General features: G+C 53.6%; 17 protein-coding genes. 13 read left to right on the forward strand and 4 right to left on the reverse strand.

The window, feature by feature from the left end:
* Window positions 1-287 precede the first annotated feature (287 nt).
* On the forward strand, window positions 288-2504 hold the full coding sequence (locus ACQ4M4_RS01630) for a glycosyltransferase (RefSeq protein WP_430682700.1): 2217 nt from the start codon (window positions 288-290) through the stop codon (window positions 2502-2504).
* Between the two features lie 424 nt (window positions 2505-2928).
* Complete coding sequence (locus tag ACQ4M4_RS01635) at window positions 2929-3891, forward strand: cupin-like domain-containing protein (RefSeq protein ID WP_430682701.1); 963 nt, start codon at window positions 2929-2931, stop codon at window positions 3889-3891.
* Window positions 3892-4288: 397 nt separating this feature from the next.
* Here ACQ4M4_RS01635 and menA read toward each other — a convergent pair whose 3' ends face one another.
* A complete protein-coding gene (gene menA / locus ACQ4M4_RS01640) occupies window positions 4289-5218 on the reverse strand; it encodes a 2-carboxy-1,4-naphthoquinone phytyltransferase (protein WP_430682702.1) in 930 nt (309 codons plus the stop codon).
* 323 nt (window positions 5219-5541) lie between these two features.
* Here menA and ACQ4M4_RS01645 point away from each other — a divergent pair, with 323 nt between their 5' ends.
* Together ACQ4M4_RS01645 and ACQ4M4_RS01650 are read left to right on the forward strand one after the other, a co-directional pair.
* On the forward strand, window positions 5542-6951 hold the full coding sequence (locus ACQ4M4_RS01645) for an isochorismate synthase (RefSeq protein WP_430682703.1): 1410 nt from the start codon (window positions 5542-5544) through the stop codon (window positions 6949-6951).
* 216 nt (window positions 6952-7167) lie between these two features.
* Window positions 7168-9144: a glycoside hydrolase family 10 protein gene (locus ACQ4M4_RS01650; RefSeq protein WP_430682704.1), complete on the forward strand. Its 1977-nt coding sequence runs from the start codon at window positions 7168-7170 to the stop codon at window positions 9142-9144.
* 168 nt (window positions 9145-9312) lie between these two features.
* On the opposite strand, the gene ACQ4M4_RS01655 is transcribed toward ACQ4M4_RS01650, so the two are convergent.
* Together ACQ4M4_RS01655 and ACQ4M4_RS01660 are read right to left on the reverse strand one after the other, a co-directional pair.
* A complete protein-coding gene (locus ACQ4M4_RS01655; protein ID WP_430682705.1) occupies window positions 9313-10371 on the reverse strand; it encodes a hypothetical protein in 1059 nt (352 codons plus the stop codon).
* 563 nt (window positions 10372-10934) lie between these two features.
* Window positions 10935-11669, reverse strand: coding sequence for a hypothetical protein (locus tag ACQ4M4_RS01660; RefSeq protein WP_430682706.1), 735 nt, complete (start codon window positions 11667-11669; stop codon window positions 10935-10937).
* Between the two features lie 238 nt (window positions 11670-11907).
* Between ACQ4M4_RS01660 and ACQ4M4_RS01665 the strand changes: the two genes are divergently transcribed.
* From ACQ4M4_RS01665 to ACQ4M4_RS01705, 9 genes are all read left to right on the forward strand, one after another.
* A complete protein-coding gene (locus ACQ4M4_RS01665; RefSeq protein ID WP_430682707.1) occupies window positions 11908-12204 on the forward strand; it encodes an acylphosphatase in 297 nt (98 codons plus the stop codon).
* A gap of 880 nt (window positions 12205-13084) precedes the next feature.
* Entirely contained in the window at window positions 13085-14368 is a 1284-nt protein-coding gene (locus ACQ4M4_RS01670) for a glycosyltransferase family 4 protein (protein WP_430682708.1), read from the forward strand.
* 116 nt (window positions 14369-14484) lie between these two features.
* Window positions 14485-15087 (forward strand): bis(5'-nucleosyl)-tetraphosphatase (symmetrical) YqeK, encoded by a 603-nt coding sequence (yqeK, locus tag ACQ4M4_RS01675; protein WP_430682709.1) that lies wholly within the window; start codon window positions 14485-14487, stop codon window positions 15085-15087.
* A gap of 664 nt (window positions 15088-15751) precedes the next feature.
* Entirely contained in the window at window positions 15752-16168 is a 417-nt protein-coding gene (rsfS, locus tag ACQ4M4_RS01680) for a ribosome silencing factor (RefSeq protein WP_430682710.1), read from the forward strand.
* A 102-nt stretch (window positions 16169-16270) separates the two neighbouring features.
* Complete coding sequence (locus ACQ4M4_RS01685) at window positions 16271-16777, forward strand: CGLD27 family protein (RefSeq protein WP_430682711.1); 507 nt, start codon at window positions 16271-16273, stop codon at window positions 16775-16777.
* A 99-nt stretch (window positions 16778-16876) separates the two neighbouring features.
* Complete coding sequence (locus ACQ4M4_RS01690) at window positions 16877-17848, forward strand: asparaginase (RefSeq protein ID WP_430682712.1); 972 nt, start codon at window positions 16877-16879, stop codon at window positions 17846-17848.
* Between the two features lie 61 nt (window positions 17849-17909).
* On the forward strand, window positions 17910-18707 hold the full coding sequence (locus ACQ4M4_RS01695) for a 3'-5' exonuclease (protein WP_430682713.1): 798 nt from the start codon (window positions 17910-17912) through the stop codon (window positions 18705-18707).
* A gap of 17 nt (window positions 18708-18724) precedes the next feature.
* Window positions 18725-19144 (forward strand): VOC family protein, encoded by a 420-nt coding sequence (locus ACQ4M4_RS01700; RefSeq protein ID WP_430682714.1) that lies wholly within the window; start codon window positions 18725-18727, stop codon window positions 19142-19144.
* A gap of 27 nt (window positions 19145-19171) precedes the next feature.
* Window positions 19172-19723, forward strand: coding sequence for a hypothetical protein (locus ACQ4M4_RS01705; RefSeq protein WP_430682715.1), 552 nt, complete (start codon window positions 19172-19174; stop codon window positions 19721-19723).
* A 185-nt stretch (window positions 19724-19908) separates the two neighbouring features.
* Here ACQ4M4_RS01705 and ACQ4M4_RS01710 read toward each other — a convergent pair whose 3' ends face one another.
* Window positions 19909-20826, reverse strand: a complete 918-nt coding sequence (locus ACQ4M4_RS01710; protein WP_430682716.1) for a carbonic anhydrase — start codon at window positions 20824-20826, stop codon at window positions 19909-19911.
* Window positions 20827-20958: the final 132 nt, after the last annotated feature.

The following is a 20958-nucleotide window of genomic DNA, read 5'->3' on the forward strand; positions in this document are numbered from 1 at the left end:
CGTTCCATAAATTACTCAACTGCGTCAGTCCTGGCGTAGAACCAATGCGGGGAGGGCAGATAGCCGTTCGACCCAATCGCCGCCGATATTCCCGCACACCCTCTCATGTCATCAATCGTAGACAAAGCTAGAACTAGCGACTCAGGAAGATTTAAGGTTTCTCCGTTAGATTACAAGACGGTTCCCTAGCGTTACATTGCTTCACGATCTAGATTTCAGGCTCACACGGGAGAAAACGAATGGTACTGGAAGCAAGTCGCTTCAAGCTTGGGCATAGGAAACGGGCCTTGCGACGCCCCCAAGTCGCCACGCTGGTGGTGTTGGGACTAATGGCGATCGCCCTGACGGTAAGTATTGCCTGGGTTTCGGGCCATGCCGGAGTGTTGGCCACGGTTGATTGGTTAAGCCGCATGCAGGAGAACCCGCCCTTGTGGCTGGAAGCCCCCATGGTGACGCAAAAGTACCTTGCCGTGCCCACGCTCCTGCTGTTAAGCCTGGTGCTGGTAATCACCCGCGTATCGCCCCGGCCTCGCTCATGGTCGCGGGTGGTGGTGGTGAGCATTTTGCTAGCGCTAACCGTGCGCTATTTGCTGTGGCGATCGCTGACCACCCTCAATCTCGATACACCGCTCAACGGCATCTTTAGCCTGAGCTTGTTTGGCATGGAGCTACTGCTCTTGGTCAGCAACATCATCATGCTGTCCCTCTTTTTGCGAGCGCGCGATCGCCGTCCCGAGGCCGAGCGGCTATCTCAGCGGGTTCTCAGCGGGGCCTACACCCCCACCGTAGATGTGCTGATCCCCACCTACAACGAGCCAGAATTTATTGTGCGGCGCACCGTCATTGGGTGTCAGGCGCTGAACTATCCCACCAAGCAGGTGTATGTCCTAGATGATACCCAGCGGCCTGAAATCGAGGCGATGGCCCGCCAGTTGGGGTGCCACTACCTGACCCGACCCGACAATCGCCACGCCAAAGCCGGAAATCTCAATCACGCTCTGGAGCAGGTCTCTGGCGAATTGGTGGTGGTCTTCGATGCAGACTTTGTGCCCACCCAAAACTTTTTGACCCGCACCGTCGGCTTTTTTAGCGATCCGCAGGTGGCGCTCGTGCAAACGCCCCAAACTTTTTACAATGCCGATCCCGTGGCGCGAAACCTGGGGCTAGAGCATGTGCTCACGCCCGAAGAAGAAGTGTTCTACCGTCAAATTCAGCCCATTCGCGATGGGGCAGGTAGCGTCATTTGCGCGGGCACCTCGTTTGTGGTGCGGCGATCGGCGTTGGAAGAGGCGGGTGGTTTTGTCACCGACTCTTTAAGCGAAGACTACTTTACGGGGATTCGCATTTCGGCACGAGGCTATCGTCTGGTGTATTTAGACGAAAAGCTCAGTGCCGGACTTGCCGCCGAAAATATTGCCGCCCACGCCATGCAGCGCTTGCGATGGGCACGCGGCACCCTTCAAGCGTTCTTTATTCAGTCCAATCCGCTCACAATTCCCGGCCTCAAACCCATTCAGCGGTTGGCCCATTTGGAAGGTCTACTGCACTGGTTTACCAGCATTTCGCGGGTCGGTTTTTTGCTCATGCCGCTGGCCTATTCGTTTTTGGGGGTGATTCCGCTGCGGGCGACCGCTCAGGATTTACTGTTCTTTTTTGTGCCGTACTATGTGGTCAGCTTAACGGTCTTTTCTTGGCTCAATGAGCGATCGCGCTCGGCTATTTTGTCCGACATTTACTCCTTTGCGCTGTGCTTTCCGTTAGCGATCACCGTAATCCAAACGATGCTCAACCCCTTTACGCGCGGGTTTAAGGTTACGCCCAAGGGGCTATCGAGCGATCGCTTCCATTTCAACTGGAAGCTGGGCATGCCGTTGCTCATCTTGTTTTTCCTAACGGCCATGAGCCTGATCATCAACCTCAAGATGGCGGGCCACATGGGCACCCTTGCGCCCGAAGCGCACCAAATGGTGAATAGCAAGGGGTTGGGAATTGGGTGGCTGTGGAGCATTTATAACTTGGTCATGCTAGGCATTGGTCTGTTGATTTTGCTAGATGTGCCACGCCCAAGTTTGTACGACTGGTTTGAAATTCAGCGCACGGTGCGGTTGCGCGTGAATGGTCAGGATTACTGGGGGCATACCACCCTGCTTTCGGAAATTGGCGCTGAGGTGATGCTTACTCAGGCGTTGCGATCGCACCCCATGGGAGATCACCCAACCGTACAGCTCACGTTCATGGAAGCCAACATCACCGTGACTGGGCACATCACACGCCACGCAATGGGCAATGGCTTACCCACCCTGCGCATTTTGTTTAACCCCATGGGGGTGCAAGACCATCGCCAACTGGTTGAAATGCTGTTTTGCCGTCCAGGGCAATGGCAAAGCCGACGCACCCCTGGCGAACTAGCCTCGTTGCTGCTGTTGGTGCGAGCCCTGATCACCCCTCGCATCCTCTTCGATCGGCATCAAGATGGACGCGCGATCGCCCTCAGCAAAGGCTAACCCTACCACCCAAGCTTCCTCAAATCGGTTGTGCTTCACGGTTCTATAGCTGGCGACAGCTTAGTTGAGACAAGGACGTTTTTTGGGGGATGGCGACGCCATCCCCCAAAAACGTCCTAATCAAACTGGCTATTGCTATATTTCACAGTCGTGAATGCGTGTGGTTAGAAGGGCAGCTCCACATTAGGTTGCGGAGAATTTGGCGTGCCCAAATTCTCCGCAACCTAATTTTCTATCTATGCTAAATATTTACTCAGGGAGTTATAGGTTCATCGGTTCCCAGGACACCGTAGCCTGCTGATTACATCAACGTACTCAAAAATATGGTTTTTAGCCGATCGAAAGACTAAATTCCCTCCAGCACCCTATGCTTTCAAATGTTGATAAGCTGGGGAACTGGGCGTGAATTTATCTCTTTAGACTCATGCAAGAAACACTTTCTACAGCATTCCAACCTGAATCGCCTCTGTCTGTTCCACGGTTACAAGCTCACGAAATTCATCCAGAAGCCTTTCTTCAAACCTATGTCATTCCCGGACGGCCTGTGGTGATTTCTGGGTTACTGGATGGGGAACCCAACTGGGATCTCGACTTCTTGATTCAGCATTTGGGCGATCGCACATTCCCAGTTCGCAAGTACGGGCGCGATCGCTACCAGCAAGACAAACGCGACTGGCAAGACATGGGCAGCGGCGTAGCATTGCGCAGTATGCCCTTTGCCGAGTATGCAGATCTCATTCGCAGCGGCGAAGCCTACGAGCAAGACCTTTATCTCGGTCGATGTGGATTAGGCGGTACACCCCTGGCCGATGCACCCGTCTTCCAAAAATCCGAAGCGGTGCTGGGTCTCAAAGGTTCCATGACGCCGCTCAATCTCTGGTGTGGGCCAGCCGGACATACCAGTTGCCTCCACTACGACCCCCTAGATGGCACACTCACCCAGCTCTACGGCACCAAACACATTATTCTGTTTCCGCCCAGCCAGCTGTACAACCTGCACCCCTTTTCGGTGTGGAACCATTTGATTTATGGATTGCGGCGACGCGCCGTTTACAGCCAGGTCTATCCCGATCGCCCCGATTTTGAGGCGTTTCCGCGCTACCGCAAGGCTCTAGCGCAGCGATACGATGTCATGCTGCATGCAGGCGAAATTCTATTTATTCCGTCCTGCTGGTGGCACGAGGTCACGTCGATTGGAACGGGCATGGTGTGCTCGGTCAACCGCTGGTGGAATGTTCCTCTGGGGCGATCGCTCCGTACCTGGAGCAAGTGGCGTGCCCATATAGGCTCTCTGTTGGCATTGCCTCACATTGCGTGGGATTTGCTGTCAGTCCTTCCTGCCACTGCTCGCAAGCACAAGCTCAAAGCCCTGATTCAACGGCTTTAAGCCTCTAGCCCTCGCTTGCGGGCTTGATCCAGGGATCAGACTGAAGCACAGCAATTGTCGTAGGTCGGAGTTTGGCAATTCCATCCCCAACTCACGAAAATTGGCGATTTGGGTTGTTACTCAACGTCAGTTTCGGTTAAGGGCTTTTCTGAAGTTTGCGCGGCGCGCAAACTTCAGAAAAGCCCATTTTTGCGTGCGCGTTGCGCACGCAAAAATGGGCACTTCAGCTTATCCAAAACTCAGGTTCACTCAAAACCCCTTGGTTGGCACAACAGGCCAACCAAGGGGTTTTGAGTGAACCTGAGAGACAATCGCTCTTGTCACTCGGGCGATCGCGCATCTCATTTGCGCTTGTTTGATCTGCGCTTATTTAAGCTGCACTTTTTGGAACGACCCGCTACACCACAAAGCCCAAACACAACAGCACCCCGCTCCAAAAATGCAGCGACACCGCAATAAATTTGCTGTTGCTCACTCGCTCGGGGTGATTGTGAAACTGCCCCACATGGCGGCACAGGCTAAGGGCAGGCGGCAAGCTTGCCAAAGCGATCAGCGTCCACAGCGGAAAAAAGCCCAACGCCGCTCCAACCACAATCAAACCAAACAAGCCACCACAGGCCCAAGGCAGTAAGTTTGCGGCACGTTGGGTTCCCAACCGCACAATGGGCGATCGCTTTCCTGCGGCAATATCATCCGCCACTTGGTGAAAGTGCGAGCAAAACAGTACCAGTGTTGTGCTGATCCCCACCACCACAGAGGCCGCTAGGGCCGTCAACGAAAAGGTTTGAGTTTGGCTGTAGTACGCCGCCTCAACCGCCAGTGGCCCAAAGGCAAAAAAGCACAAAATCTCGCCGAGGCCGTGGTACCCCAAGCGAAACGGAGGCCCCTGGTACAGGTACCCCAGCCCGCAGCAGGCCAAAATCAGCCCCAGCACAGTAAAGTCGCGCTGCCACAGGGCGATCGCGACAATTCCCAACACGCCCAACGCCAAGCACAGGTTGCCAATCCAAAAAATGAGGGGTTTGTTCCCCGTCAGGTTCACCAGCGAGTGGTGCTTGTTTTGGTCGATGCCCGTTTCGGAGTCAAACACATCGTTGCTCAAGTTTTCCCACGCCAAAATCAGCACGGCAGATAGCAAAAACGTGAGAAAGATAGGCCAGTGAAGGGTGCGCGTTTCGGCCCAGGCGATCGCCGTACCCACCGCAATCGGCATAATGGCAACGCTATACATCGGCGGTTTTATGGCCGCCATCCACAGCTTTTTGGAGGGCGATTGCCCAGTTTGAGAATGAGATGACTCGAAAGAACGCAGGGGTTTGATCGTCATGCTGAATCAAGGCAAGAAGTTCAAAGGAAAATTCAAAAGGAAGATGTGGAGAACGGCACCGCTCAAACTTGAGGTTGCTTGGCTGTAATCCTTAAAATTCTAGGACTTCTGGCGTACCCACTGATGCCTTCCCACGAGCAACAACTGTAAAGAGTTGTGACTAACATCGGGTGATTTTGGTGGCTAGAGCCTGCCAATTATGTTACCTGTAGTAAACAACTCCATCGTCCTGATCCGGCTTCTATAAAGGCTTCGAGCGATTTTGAGCAAGTCTAGAACTGCTTGATACGGAGTTTGTCGATTGCATCCCTAACGGTTTACCCATGCCAGTCGTACCCAGTTCAATTCATTCTTTTCAAGACTGTAAAACGCTTGCTCAATATCTCCGTTCTATTCAACACAAAAATCTTGAAACTCGCGATGCCCAATTCGTGGCGATCGCCTTTGATTTAGATCCAACCGATCCCCTCGCGGTATTGCAAACAATGGTGCGTCCTGGAGAGGCGCATTTTTATTTAGAAAAACCCGGTGAACAAGATGCGATCGCTGCATTTGGCACGGTCGAATCTCGCACCAGTAGCGGTCAGTTTCGCTTTGCCGAAGTTCAAGAATTTATCCAATCTTGCGAGGTCTACACCGGCGGCATTTCAACCCAACGTTCGCCTCGTTTTTTGTGCAGCTTTACTTTCTTTGCAGATGAAAGCCAATCGGAGCACGACCCAGCACCAGCAATGGCATTTTTGCCCGCATGGCAAGTGGTTCGGCAAGCAGACCAATCCTGGGCGATCGCCTGCATTACGCTTCATGCATATAGCAAAACAGAAGATATTAGTCAGCGAGTTTGGCAGCAATTTCAATCCATTCAGTCCGTCAAACATCGCGTGATTCACTTTCCCACAGCATTCAATCCAGCCTTTCATCAATGGCAAATTTCCGATGTGAATGACTTTCGAGCAACCGTCGCCTCAGCCCTCGATTCAATGCGGCAGAAACGGCTGGACAAACTTGTGCTTTCCCATGCCGTTGATGTCGTATCACCCCTTCCGTTTAATTGGATTCAATCACTTCAGCAGTTGCGTCATTCTCATCCCGACTGTTTCATTTTTTCTACCCACAATGGCACCGGAAAAACCTTTATTGGAGCCAGTCCTGAACGGCTGATTCGAGTGCAAAATGGTCGCTTTTTAACTGAAGCATTGGCCGGGTCTGCCCCGCGTGGTTCCACACCCGAAGCCGATGCTGACCATGGTGATCGCCTGCTGAGTAGCCAAAAAGAACGCCACGAACACCAGCTTGTTGCCGACTTTTTGTGCGATCGCCTCACGCATTTGGGCATTACCCCGCAGTCTGCCACCATGCCCCAACTGTTCAAACTGTCCAACATTCAGCATCTGCAAACCCCCATTTGGGGAACAGTTCCAGCCCATTTACACCCGCTCGATCTGTTGGCAGAGCTGCACCCAACTCCCGCCGTCGCGGGCATGCCGCGCGACTTGGCCTGTGCCGAAATTCGCCGCTACGAACCGTTTGGGCGATCGCGCTATGCGGCACCCCTCGGCTGGGTCGATGCCCAAGGCAATGCCGAATTTGTGGTGGGCATTCGCTCAGCCGAACTCGAGGGCAACCGAGCCCGCCTATATGCCGGTGCCGGGATCGTGGCAGGGTCTGATCCAGACCGCGAGTTGGCCGAGGTCAAGCTCAAGCTGCAAGCCTTACTCAAGGCCCTCGTCTAAAAGCTGTCATCCATCTCAAGTTTCAAGAATAGATGGACTTACGCAAGTCCACTAAACCTGGTGTGTTTGTGTTGTGGGGGGGGGGGGTCACACCCCCCCCACAACACAAATGCGTAAGTCCTGAAGAAATTACATGAGCAACGAACAAGCAGCGCTATAACAGGGGCTATCGGCGCGATCGCCGGGTGCATCCTCTCTCGTGACCCAGGTACTGTTATGGTCAATTCCACATCCTCGTTTCCCGATATTCAAACCCATTGGGCCAAGCCGTTTATTGAAGGGCTCACGCAACGGGGGATCATCCGCGGCTTTGAGGATGGTACCTTTCGGCCCGATCGCCCCATGAGTCGGGCCGAGTTTGCGGCATTGCTGCGGGCGGCGTTTACCAAGCCTCTGGTGCGGCCCTATGTGCCATTTGTGGATATTTCGCCCGATTATTGGGCGGCGGCGGCCATTCGCTGGGCCTACGAAACCGGATTCCTGTCTGGCTATCCCGGCAGTGAGTTTCGCCCCTTGGAATCGATCCCCAGGGTGCAGGCTTGGGTAGCGCTAGTGAATGGGCTGGGACTATCGGCCTCAACGGCAATTCCGTTGGGCGATCTCTACCAAGATGCCGCGCAGATTCCGGCCTGGGCAGCAGGGGCGATCGCCGCCGCCAGCGAAGCGGGGATCGTAGTCAACCACCCCAATCGCAATCGGGTGCGATCGCTCGAAGCTGCTACTCGTGCCGATATTGCCGCCTTCATTTATCAATGCCTGGTAGTGCAAGAGCGGGTGCCTCCGATCAACTCGGAATGGGTAGTGCAGTGGATGCGGTTAGCCAGCGTAAGCCATCGCCGAGAGCTGCGCGCCGCTTGGGTAGCCACCGTTTGGAATATCGATTTCCCCTCCCAGCGAACGTTGACAACCGCTCAACAGCAGGCCGAGTTGGTCGCCATTCTCGACAAGCTGCAAGCCATGAACTGTAATGCGGTAATGTTTCAGGTGCGGCCCGAGGGCGATGCGCTGTACCAGTCTTCGCTGGAGCCGTGGAGCTTTTGGCTAACCGGCACTCAGGGCAAAGCCCCCGAACCCTTTTACGATCCGTTGGCATTTGCGATCGCCCAGTGCCGTCAGCGCAATCTCGAACTCCATGCCTGGTTCAATCCCTACCGCGCCCGCACCACCGTCCAAACGGTTCACGTTCGCCCCCACATTGCCGCCACCAATCCCGACGTGGTGTACACCTGGGGAAACCAGCAGTGGATGGACCCCGGTGCCAGAGTTGTGCAGGATCGCACCTACAACGTCATTTTGGATGTTGTACGCCGCTACGATGTCGATGGCATTCATTTAGATGACTACTTTTATCCCTACCCCATTGCGGGGCAAACCTTTCCCGATGGAGCCACATATCAGGCCTATCGCAATGCAGGCGGCACCCTGTCTCTCTCGGACTGGCGACGCAACAACGTCAACACGCTGATTCAACGGCTAGCCGCTGGCATTAAGGCCACGAAGCCCCACGTCAAATTTGGCATTAGCCCGTTTGGCATTTACCGACCGGGGCAACCATCACAAATTCGAGGGCTCGATGCCTACGAGCAACTCTATGCCGACTCGCGCCTGTGGCTGCAGCAGGGCTGGGTCGATTACCTATCGCCCCAACTCTATTGGCGAATTGACCCACCAGCCCAAAGCTACACAGCGCTACTAGATTGGTGGCTCGACCAAAATACACGCCAGCGGCACATCTATCCCGGCAATAATTTGGCTTTGTTGGTCGAAGCGAACCAAGACACCACCGAGCTAGAGCGCCAAATTGCCCTTACCCGCGATCGCCATTCCAGGTTGGCACAGGGCAACGTGTTCTACAGCATGAAATCATTAGCAGCCAATCGCAATGGGTTTAGCGATCGCCTACAAACCGACATTTACAAACCACCCACGCTACCACCCACCATGGCTTGGCTTGGCAACCAGGCACCCACAACCGTTCAGCAACTGCGGGTCGCCTCTGGCAAACTCAGCTGGTACGCCACACCCGTCCCTCGCTCCTGGAGCATCTACCGCCAGTCGGGCAACCAGTGGAGCCTGTACCGCATTCTGCCAGGCACCACCACAACCCTTGCTGCTCCCGCTGGAACCTATGCCGTGTGCGCGGTTGATCGGCTTGCGAATGAAAGCACCGGGGCGATCGCCACCGTTCGATAACCTGAGGATAGATAAACGAAAGTGCCCATGGTTGCGTGCGAGTCGCGCACATAACCATGGGCTATTTTGATTTCGATAATTCGGTTGGCGGCGATCGCTCAGTCAGAAGTGTGGGTACGCGGCTCTTGGCCAACGCACCACAGGTTTAGGGACATGTCCCGAACACGGCTACGCCTGAGACAAATCGATGGTGCCGACCAAATCCCCAATGGGCGTGGTCAAATCGCTCACAATCAGGCCATCGCCAATGATGATGGTGCCCGACGTTCCCACCGCAATTTCCGACAACTCGGCCAGCAGCGCTACGCCATCGATCGTTCCCACAAACGGACCTTCGGGAGTGGTCAAATCGGCGGTGAGCAGACCGTCATTGACCGTGAGCGTTCCGGCAATGCTGTTGAGGAAGGGGACGACTTCGGTTTCGACCAACCCGACCAAATCGATTGTGGTATTTACATCGCCAAAGACGGTAGGTAGGGCGATTGCCGCCTGACCATTGGCAAAGGTGATACTGCCCTCTAGCCACGTCAGCGGGACTTGAATCTCGCCGCCCGTGCTTGTTGGCAATAGATCAAAAGAAATGAACCCGTTCGACAAGTCCAGAACAGCCGCAATATTGTTGCCTGCATTGTTGATCGAAAAGGGAATTTGGGCATTGTCGCCAAAATCAACCGAAAAGTTGACTGGGCCAAAGGGCGTGGTCAAGTCCGTTACCAGTGCACCGCTACCAAAGCCAATCGTGCCGCTAACGGTACCCAGCGCTGTGGGAATCTCTACTTCAAAGGCCCCATTTGCAAATGGCACCGTCCCCGACAGGTTGGTCACCACATCGGTCAATGCACTGCCAACCAGCTGCGAGAACTGGAGTGATCCGGTCAGTAATTGGTCACCCGTCGATAAATCCCCAGCGATCGTACCGTTCTCAACCGTCAACGTACCGTCCAGTTCCTGAAACTCCACACTGAGCTGACCCAGCAGATCCACCAAGTTGTAAGTACCAATTACGTCGCCCAACGGCGATGTGACGTTACTGGTGAGAGAGCCATTATCAAAAATTAACGTGCCGTTGGTTTGCTGCACCGCTGCAATGATCTCTTCATCTAGGGTTTGGTTAAAGTCGAGGCTGGTTGGTTGTGGACTTGGTACGAATTGCGACAAGGGGGAAACCCCTCCATCTACGGGGGCGATCGCAGATGAATCCATCGATGCAATACCGACAAATGTCATGGTGTGCACTCCTAAAGGTCGGGGGCAAAAAGCCAGTACTTGTACTGAAGCTTAGTGTATCCGGCAAAAGCTGGCAGCGAGCGCGACTGGCTATCCGTCTTTAGATAGAACTGCCTGCCTTGAACACTGCTCGCTTTTGGGTACATCGACTGGCGCACCATAACCAGAGATTCCGACCTTCTGCATGAATTGTGGCGCAGCGGAGCCGTAGCGCGCGATCGCCCTCTATTCAGAACCAAACTCCGACTAGGAAGCTAGCCTCGACAGAACTGCTCAACCATCCCACACGCAAACTTTTTGCAGCTACAGACGGTAGCTTTCACTGGTTCACATCCCATAACAAACTCAACATCACCGACAGGGCTTACGCAAGCCCACTAAATCTGGTGTGTTGGTGTTGTGGGTAGGGCGCGAAGTACCCTACCCACAACACCAATGCGTAAGTCCAGACCCAAACGAAAAGCCCCAATGTTCAGGCGCATGCCTCTCAACATTGGGGCAGTCGAACTGACACTCGTCAATCCTCAGCTCGCTCAAGCTCTATCCCATCTCATCGTTTGGTTTTATAGCTCAGCGTCCAGAGTCGAATTAAGCTGACGCTGGGCATCTAGCTCGAACGACGCTCGCTTGTTTTCATAAAACTGGCAGGCCACGTAGCCCAAGGCATATAGCAAGCCCGCATTGCTGGCAATTCCCACCGCAGGCCCCACCAATGGCACCAGCTCCACAACGCTCAAGCCTGCCTTTAGCACGTTCGAGCCACCCATCGAGAGCCCCCAAAGCGCCAACACCTCACCTCGCCGCGTCGGATCATTCGGTTCAAATCCATAGATTGCCGCGATGTGATACACCATCTCCGCCTGAAGGGCATTGATAGCAGCCAGCTCTAACCCCAGCAAGCTCAAGGCCAGCGGAGGAGCCACGTTAGCAGCTAGGCCAATTCCTGCGGCTTTGGTGGCAGCATTGGCAATCACTCGCTGCGCCAACTGCTCATTGGAATCGGCTGGGTATGTTTGCCGGAGCTTCAGCACTTCTTCGTGCACCGTTGCCACATCCACCTGTCCCAGCGCAGCCATCAGCCACTTAATGCCAGGGGCCTTGGTCGCCATCTTGACCAGAGGATTGTCAGCAATGGGTGTGACAAATCGACCCACCGTTTCGGTTGTGCGCTCAATCCAACTTTGGGCAACAGGAGCAACCGACTTTCCAACCTGGTCGGCTGTGCTGGCGACCGATTGCGCAGCATCACTCACAGCTGCACCCAGTTGATCGGGAAATGGGAAATGATTGTTAGACATAACGATGGCCAGGTAATAGTGCCGACTGAGCTACATATCCAAACAATAGCGAAATCGGCAGCTTTGATTAGCTCTCTCTAGACGTAAACTTTGCTCCCCAACAAGGCGTAAATTTGCCTGGGTCTACCGATAGATAGATAGCGGTATTGGTGACCTTACCCAGAGCCTGCTGACGGTTTAAGCTGATGCCATATATTTGGGTTGACACAGCAGTTCACATGGCAAATGAGGCATACACATGGCTGAATCGGCTTCTGATCCAAACACGATCTGCGCCCATGTCTTTGTGCTGGGGCGGGTACAGGGTGTGGGCTACCGCGCCTCTACCTGGGATACGGCAACGCTGCTTAAGCTCAGCGGCTGGGTTCGCAATTTGCGAGACGGTCGAGTTGAAGCAATTTTTGAGGGGCCGCGCGATCGCGTTGAGGAGATGCTGCGCTGGTGCCATCAAGGACCACCCACAGCGCTAGTCGATCAAGTACTGGTTGAATACAAGCCACCTGAACACCACAAAGGGTTTCAGGTCATTCATTAACAAGGAGCAAAACCGATGAATGTAGATGAATGCAGAACCTACGGACAACCCCAGACCGAGGATGCGCTCATGATTCCTACTGCGATCGCTTTGATGGGCAGCTCCAGCAGGTGCTTCAGGAAGGCACCCCAACCCAGCGCTTCCTCGACCTCAGCGATCTAACTTACTTAATATTTTCTTTGCAAAAATCATTTAGAATCTGCTGATTTTTCGATCAGCAAAAGAGCTTTCTAACGATGTCAACAGAAAATTTAGGGGCTTTTTAGCAGGATGGAACCCTGACAAACTCGGCTCTTCAAGGACGATCGCCCTTTCGGCCCAGTTATCCGTATTCCTAACAGCATGCATCAGTTGATACTTCATCAAATCTTTACTATGTCAAAATTCTGACTAAAGATTGTCTGAAGCGATCGCCGTAAGGTCGATATAGCCAGGAAAAGCGGCGTTATGCTTGACCTATGAGCTAAGAACAAATCGGGGAAAGATAGCCTTAGGAGTGTCTCTGTAAACCGTTATCTGAATCATGAACCGTCACTTTGGCGATCGCTATTCGGGAAATGGCACCATCAACTCAGCCAGCAATTTAAGTAAATTTTCAGAATAACTTTCGCGATTTTAGAGCTGCACTCTGTATACGTAACTTGTATACGCAATCTTTATACCTAAACCATCAACCGAACGGACAGCAGGACAGGCCCAATTCAGCCGTTACAGCTTTCACCTTATTCTTACTAGCCCCATCCAATTTCCTCCGCTCGGCCATCCTCTCTGCTTTTCAGCACCGGTTCATCACTCGTCTGGTCTGGCGACATCATCCTTACTTGGCTCTCTACCCACCCTCCGGCAGCCCCCGCCGGGCTCACCCTCTTCATCTGCCACCATGCGAATCCTGATTTACTCCTACAACTACCATCCTGAGCCTATCGGGATTGCGCCCTTAATGACCGAGCTAGCAGAGGGCTTGGTAAAGCGCGGTCACGAAGTGCGCGTTGTCACAGGGATGCCCAATTACCCTCAGCGAAAAATTTACGAAGGCTACCGTGGCAAACTCTACCAGTCTGAAGTCCGCAATGGGGTGCATATTCAGCGCTGCTATGTGTGGATCCGTCCCAAACCAGGCTTAGTAGCCCGCATGATTTTGGACGGTAGCTTTGTTCTCACCAGTTTTGTACAAGCCCTAAACGGCTGGCAGCCCGACATCATTTTGCTCACCATTCCACCGTTGCCAGTGTGTGTGCCTGCAGCTCTGCTGGGCTGGATTTACAACTGCCCAGTTGTGGTCAATTTGCAAGACATTTTGCCAGAGGCGGCCATTCATCTGGGGCTGATCAAAAGCAAATTTGCCATTCGCATCTTCAAAATGCTTGAGCAATTTGCCTACCGTTCAGCCACGGCCATTAGCGTCATTACTGAAGGGTTTATCGACAATCTGCTGAGCAAGCAAGTCCCTCCAGAAAAAATTACCTGTATTCCCAACTGGGTCGATACCGACTTTGTGCGGCCAACGCCCAAAGCTGGAAACCCCTTTCGCGAACGCTACGGTTTGGACAATCAGTTTGTGGTGATGTACTCCGGCAACATAGCCCTAACCCAAGGGTTGGAAACCGTGCTGGATGCAGCCGCCAAGTTGCAAGACCTTCCGAATGTTAAGTTCGTGATTGTGGGCGAGGAGCGGGCTCGACAGCGGCTAGCCCAGTACTGCAAAGCGCACAATATCCACAATGTACTGCTGTGCGATTTTGAACCCAGGCACTACTTGCCTGAGATGTTGGCGGCTGCGGATGTGGGATTGGTCGTGCAGAAACGCAATGTGGTGTCGTTTAACATGCCATCGAAGCTACAGCTGTTGCTTGCCAGCGGTCGCCCGATTGTGGCCTCAGTGCCGCTCAACGGGATGGCGGCGCGCGCCCTGTCCCAAAGTGGCGGTGGTGTGGTGGTTCCGGCTGAGCAACCTAGCATGCTTGCCGAAACCATTCGCGGCTTATACCACGACCCAGAGCGGGCCGCAGAGTTAGGGCAGCAGGGTCGACAGTTTGCCCTGAACTACTATGCTCGCGATCGCGCATTGGATGCATACGAAGCCTTGTTTGCACGGTTGATTCAGCGTCAATCCAAAGTTGCGGCGATCGCCCAATTTCCAGAACAGGTTGCCACGCGGCGGTAGCATTCGTTTGGGGTCTACATCACCATCCCAACCAAACCCCGCCTAATACCTCGCGACTACCTCGCTACTATAGAAAATAGAGTGGCGAAATTAAGAGGCGTTTGGAACACATGTTTGTGGAGCAGCCATTGCGATCGCGCGTGTTGACGTGGCTAGAACAAGAGGTTCCCCCAGCGCGAGTGCAGCACATTCTTCGAGTAGAAGCCATGGCGATCGAGCTGGCCGAGCATCATGGCGTGGATGCCCGCCAAGCAGCGCAAGCGGCTTTAATGCACGACCTAGCCAAAAATTTTTCGCCCAAGCGTTTGCTGGAAATGGCCCAGGCCCAAGGGATGGAGCTAGACCCAGTTGATGAGCTGAATCCCCATTTGCTGCATGCCGACATCGGGGCCGTAATTGCCCGCAATGAGTTTGGGGTGCAAGATCCCGAAGTATTGGGGGCGATCGCCAACCACACTCTGGGTCAACCCAACATGAGCCCAGTGAGCTGCATTGTGTTTTTGGCCGATACCCTAGAGCCAGGACGAGGCGACACAGCTGTTCTACAGCAGCTCCGCGCCATGAGCACTCAAAATTTGCTCCGCGCCGTGTGGATGACCTGCGACTACTCGATTCAATACCTGCTGGAGACCGCCCGCCTGATCCATCCTCGGGCACTGCAAACACGCAACTGGTTTCTGTCGAGCGATCGCAAACGGGCCATTCCTAAACACGGCTAATCTCCTTTCCCTCTACTTAAAGTCCATGCCTAGGATGCATCCCACCTTATGTAGCTCTCACCCTAAATCCCGTCAGTTTCGGTTCAGGGTTTTTCTGAGGTTTGCGTGGCGCGCAAGCCTCAGAAAAACCCATTTTTGCGTGCGCAACGCGCACGCAAAAATGGGCACTTCAGCTTATCCATAACTCACGTTAAGTCCCTTTCCCAAGCTTGGGAGAGGAACTGTGAATCTTGCTTCTCTTCTCCCACTACTAGGAGAAAGGGCTGGGGGATGTAGCTTGCTTCCCGCAGGGTGGGCCAAATTGCGGAACTGGTGCGAAGGGGCTTTTTAGCTAAGCCAAAACTCACGGTTGTTTACGGATGTTTGCAAAGTCCGCAACGGGTGAACCAATTGGTACACGAGCCTTTGTGCATTCCTGTGGCCATCTGTCATGATGGATAGTTTCCCTCTTTGTCGGAATTGACTATGATCAGGCCATAACCCTTGTTCGCAGCGATCATGGATGGCTCATGGCTCGTGCATCCATAGAGCCGATAGCCAATCCTCTTCGACAGCTGCATGTCTACCGTTCACAGGTTTGGCCAGCCGCACTGCACAGCAACGAGGCACGTGAGGTGGCCTCAATCGTTCACATTGTACCTATGGTGAGGTTTTGATTTTTTAGATGACCTATTCTCGAAATCCTGATGCGATCGCCTCAACTCCTGCATCTGCCCAAGCGGAGGATGCGGCACTACAGCTGGCTGTCACTATTGCCGAAGCCGCTGATGACCGCAAAGGCGTAGATATCACGATCCTCAAAGTGGGAGATGTTTCTTACTTGGCCGACTATTTTGTGATTGCCAGCGGCCTGTCGCAACCTCAGGTTCGTGCGATCGCCAATAGTATTGAAGCTAAAGTAGAAGAACAATGGCACCGTCAGCCCTTGCGAACCGAGGGGCAAGCCGACGGAAACTGGTTATTGCTGGATTATGGCGAAGTCATTGTTCACGTCTTTATGCCTCGGGAGCGTGAGTTCTACAGTCTCGAAGCATTTTGGGGACATGCCGAACATGTTCCTTTCACGCCATCCCAGCCCTAAGCGGGCGTTGCCAGTTTCCCAAGTCATTCGCCCCTTTTCATCCATTGGGAAACACTCCATAATCAGATCCGGTACCGTGAGCAATCATTGCGTCTCATGATCATGAAGCCTTCCGCCCCCGTCTGTCCGGTGCCAACCGAGCAGCAGCCGATCAATGAATTTCAGGATTTGACCGAATCCTGGTTTTTTCGGTGGGCAACGCTCAGCCGAGTTGCATATCTCAAGCCGATTCTGCTGTTGTGGGCTGTGAGTTGGGCATTTTCTGCGCCGATTGCTACGGTCAGCTTTCCCGCCAATAAGTATCCGGGGCAGTTTGTGCTGTGTGCAGCAGGCGGTGCCTGTGTGATTCCGCTGCTGGCGCTGGTGCAACTGCTGTTGGGCTGGCTGTACGTGCGCGATCGCCTCATGAAGGACACCATTTTCTACGAAGAGTCGGGTTGGTACGATGGCCAAACCTGGACCAAACCCGAGGAAATGCTGCAACGCGATCGCCTGATTGTGACGTATCAAATCAAGCCCATCTTGCAGCGGCTTTTGCTCACCTTTGCTGCGTTTGGTGGTTTATTGGTGCTAGGGGCCAGCACCTGGATTTTGTCGTTTGGGCTCTAGTTTGGTCGGCCCCGACAGGGTTTGGGTTTTCACGTCTCATGTTTATGCGTCCAACCGGTGTCTTGTTCTCGATGGTGGACTTGCACCGGAGACGGGAGTATGTCACAGTCTATAGCCATGACAATGGGAAAACGGACACACACGGCTGAGCTAGAAGTTCGCCTCCTGCGCGAAGGAATTGCGGAATCAAAACATTATGTGCAAGCAGCAGTCGCAGATGATCGCGGCCGCGTGCTGTCGGTCGCTGGCAATGCCGAAACGGCAACCTTTATGCGATCGGCACTGAAGCCCTTTCAGGCCTTGGCGGTGGCCACAACTGGGGCACTGGAGCGCTATGGACTGAGCGATCGCGACTTGGCCATTATGTGTGCTTCCCATCGGGGGCATGTCGAGCAAGTGCGGCAGGCATTCAACATTTTGTGGCGGTGCGATGTCGATCCCTCTGCCCTGCAATGCCCCATTCCCAATGGCAAAAAAAGCGCCCTCCAGCACAACTGCTCGGGCAAGCATGCAGGCATGTTAGCGGTGTGCCAACTGCGAAATTTCGCTCTCAATACCTACCTGCATCGCAACCATCCGGTGCAGCAGCTTATTCTTGGCAAAGTTGCCGAACTGCTGCGCATGCCAGCGGCGGAATTTATTGCTGCCCGCGACGACTGCGGTGCCCCAACCTACTTTTTGCAAATGGGGCAAATGGCCTCGCTATATGCCCAATTGGCCTCTGGCTCCAGTGTAGAAATGGAGCGCATCGTTCGGGCGATGACTCACCACCCCACCATGATTGCGGGCGAAGGCGAATTTGATACCGACTTGATGCAGCTCACATCGGGAGAGTTGGTCAGCAAGGCGGGAGCCGAGGGAATTCAGTGCATTGGTCGGGTGGGTGAAGGGCTGGGTCTTGCCATTAAGGTCAATGACGGAGCCAAGCGCGCCAAGTATGCCGTGGCAACGCATTTGCTGAAGCAAATGGGCTGGATTTCTCCCACCATTGCCGAAACGTTGTCGGAACGATACATGACCCTGAGCGAGTGCAAGCGGCTGGATGTGGTGGGTGAGCTGGCGATGATGTAGCTGGGCGGTCTGATGCGCCTGGGATGCACCTGTTGCTCACGCCAGTTTGCGGTATAACGGGATGATGCTTTCAACAGAATTGCTTGCATTTTATCGGCAGGTGAGTCAGCGATCGCTCACCGTGGTCGATGTAGAAACAACGGGCAGCCAACCGCACACTAACCGCGTTACCGAAATTTCGGTGCTGCGCGCATCGCTGGCTGATGGGGTGCAATGGCAGCACACTCATTTGGTCAATCCCGAGACCCTGATTCCACCTAGGATTGTGGCCTTTACCGGGATCACGCAGGACATGGTGGATGCGGCTGCACCAACGGCGCAAGTGTTGCCGGACTATTTGCCATGGTTAAACGAGGGCGTGCTGACGGCTCATAATCTGGAGTTTGATTATGGTTTTTTGCAGGCGGAGTACCGCCGCATGGGAACCACGTTTGCGCGGATGGCCCTGGATCAGTTTTGCACAGTGCAGTTTGCTCGGTTGATGCTACCCCAGTTGCGATCGCGCAGTTTGCCTGATTTGGTGCGGCATTTTGGCTTTCAGGTGGGGCGATCGCACCGGGCCGAGGCGGATACGCTAGCCTGTTGGCTGCTGGCGGAGCATTTGCTTCATGAAATGCTGAGCGAGCCGGATGAGGTACTGCTGGAGCGGTTTGGCAAGCAGTGGTTGCCGTTGCACTATGCGGCTCAAATTTTGGGCTGTTCGCAGGAGAAGGGGCGATCGCAGTTGGAAGCTGCGGGAATCACATACCGCATGGTGACTCGCTTTCGGCAAACAACCCCGATGTATCGCCGGGGCGATGTGGAGCGCGTTTTCTATGAGGCGCAAGGTGGGCAGCAGCTGTCTTTGTTGTCGGAGTAGCGAGTTTAGAGTTTCGTATGGCGATTCGTCCGTTTCATGTTGCGTTTCCGGTAACTGATTTGCACAAGACTCGTGAGTTTTATGAGTCGGTGTTGGGCTGTACGGTTGGGCGCACGAGCGATCGCTGGATTGATTTCAACCTATTTGGCCACCAGATTACGGCGCATTTGTGCGAACCGACCGATACAACTGTGGCAACGAATCCGGTGGATGGCAAGTCGGTACCCGTGCAGCACTGGGGCGTGATTCTGGATATGCCAAGTTGGGAAGCCTTGGCGCAGCGGTTGCAAGCGCAAGGCATCGAGTTTGTGATTGAGCCCTATGTACGCTTCAAAGGCGAAGTGGGAGAACAAGCAACGATGTTCTTGCTAGACCCAAGTGGTAATGCGCTGGAATTCAAAGCGTTTGGCGATGATGCCGCTATTTTTGCCACCTGATGTGCGATCGCTAAAGGATAATCACACATGCCTGATTCACACACTGAGGCTGCCTTTTCCAGGATTTGTAGTATTGAATGGCGAAAAGTAAAAAATCCTTCAAAACTTGCTTTCGACTCTCAAGTGGTATTAATGATGGAATTCATTCGACGACAGGCACTTTGGGGGAGAACACTCAGCATTCCAGAAACAATCCGTGTTCCTTTTGATGTTGCAGAATACAAAGAGCCAACGATTCGAGCAAATCCCGAAATCCTTAATAAACTGCGTCATCACTTAACTAAATTTAAAACTCTCTCATATACCCTTAACGAACACGCTCAAAACGTATGCGAGTTGGAGTTGCATTGGGCAGCACTCAAAGATAGTGGCATTGCTGGCACGACCGAACATCCAGAGCCCTACGAACCGTTACTTTACATGTTTGATAATTTTGGTGCATTCGGTATCACTCATGATGGAATAAATGTAGGGGTAAGCATCTCTCGTACCTATTGGTTACGCAATGTAGACAAGCCGCCATTTTGGTTAGAAGAAGAAGGCTTTAATACCTCTCTTTATCCTGGCAAAGGCAATTAGATGAGGAACAGTTACCCTAGGAGCCCAATGTCTGGTTCTCAACCTAGCTGCCTAAAAGCGCACGGCTTTTCAAAGAACAGCCTGTCTGGTTCCGAATGCGTAGCGCTATAAACCACAAAAAAGAGCAGGGCGATCGCCTGCTCTTTTTTATAATTCTCAACTTGTTTGTAGTTCTCAGCTGAAGATTAGCGTTTGCTGCCGTTGGAGCCCCGATAGATGCGATCGCTTTGTTCCGGCGACATGTACATAGAAGGAATACGCTGGCTGGCATGAACCGGGCGATCTTGGGCGATCGCGGCCTCAAGGGGCGCAGTCATAAACTCTTTCGTCTTCGTTGAAACAGAGCCAGGGGCCGGGTCTCGCGGATTAGACGCTCCGCTGTGGCCCTGCCGAGATTTGAGCTGGCGGCTATGGTCAGCAGTCGGTAGTTCACACCCCGCAAACGTGGCCGCCAGGGATGGATCTTGCTCCTCAGGGGGTAGCATTTCCTGAGGCGGTACGTAGGAATGGTCTTCGGGGTCGTAGGCCATCACTTCGCCTGTGTCGATGTCGTACACCCAGGCATAAATCTTGAGTTCACCCTTAAACAGCTTGGAGTGAATGGTGGGATAGGTGCGCAGGTTTTCGATTTGGGTGAGTACGTTTTCGGCTACGGCAGCTTTGAGCTTATCCTCGCCTTCCAGGTGACCGTAGTGTTCTTGAATGACACGGCGTGTGGCTTCGGCATGCTTGAGCCAGGCATGCACCAGAGGCAGCTCATCTTCAATCTTTTCCATGTTGAGCAAGCCCTTCATGGCTCCACAGTGGGTATGGCCACAAATCACAATTTGGCGAATGCCCAGCGCATCAATGGCATACTCAATCGTGGCACCCTCACCGCCGTTCGTCGCTTCATAAGGCGGAATGATATTGCCCGCATTTTGAATTTCAAAAATTTCGCCGGGGTTGGCTTGGGTCAGCAGGGATGGATCAATCCGTGAATCCGAGCAGGTGATGAAGAGAACCCGCGGATTCTGGCCTTTGGCCAGTTCCTTGTACAAATCCAGATGGGTGCAGTAGAACTCTTTCTGGAACTTTCGAATGCCTTCAATTAAATGCTTCATAGCCCTTCTTAGAGTGGCGTTGTGCTGCCACTGACGCAACGGTTCATGGAAATATCCGCGATCGCCCAGTGCAGAGTTTTGGGGTCGCTCACACGGGCTAACTGTTCATCATCCTCAAAATTGAAGCGCTTG

Source organism: Leptolyngbya sp. AN02str, from assembly GCF_050565595.1.
In the GTDB taxonomy this organism is placed as follows: Bacteria; Cyanobacteriota; Cyanobacteriia; order Elainellales; family Elainellaceae; genus Kaiparowitsia.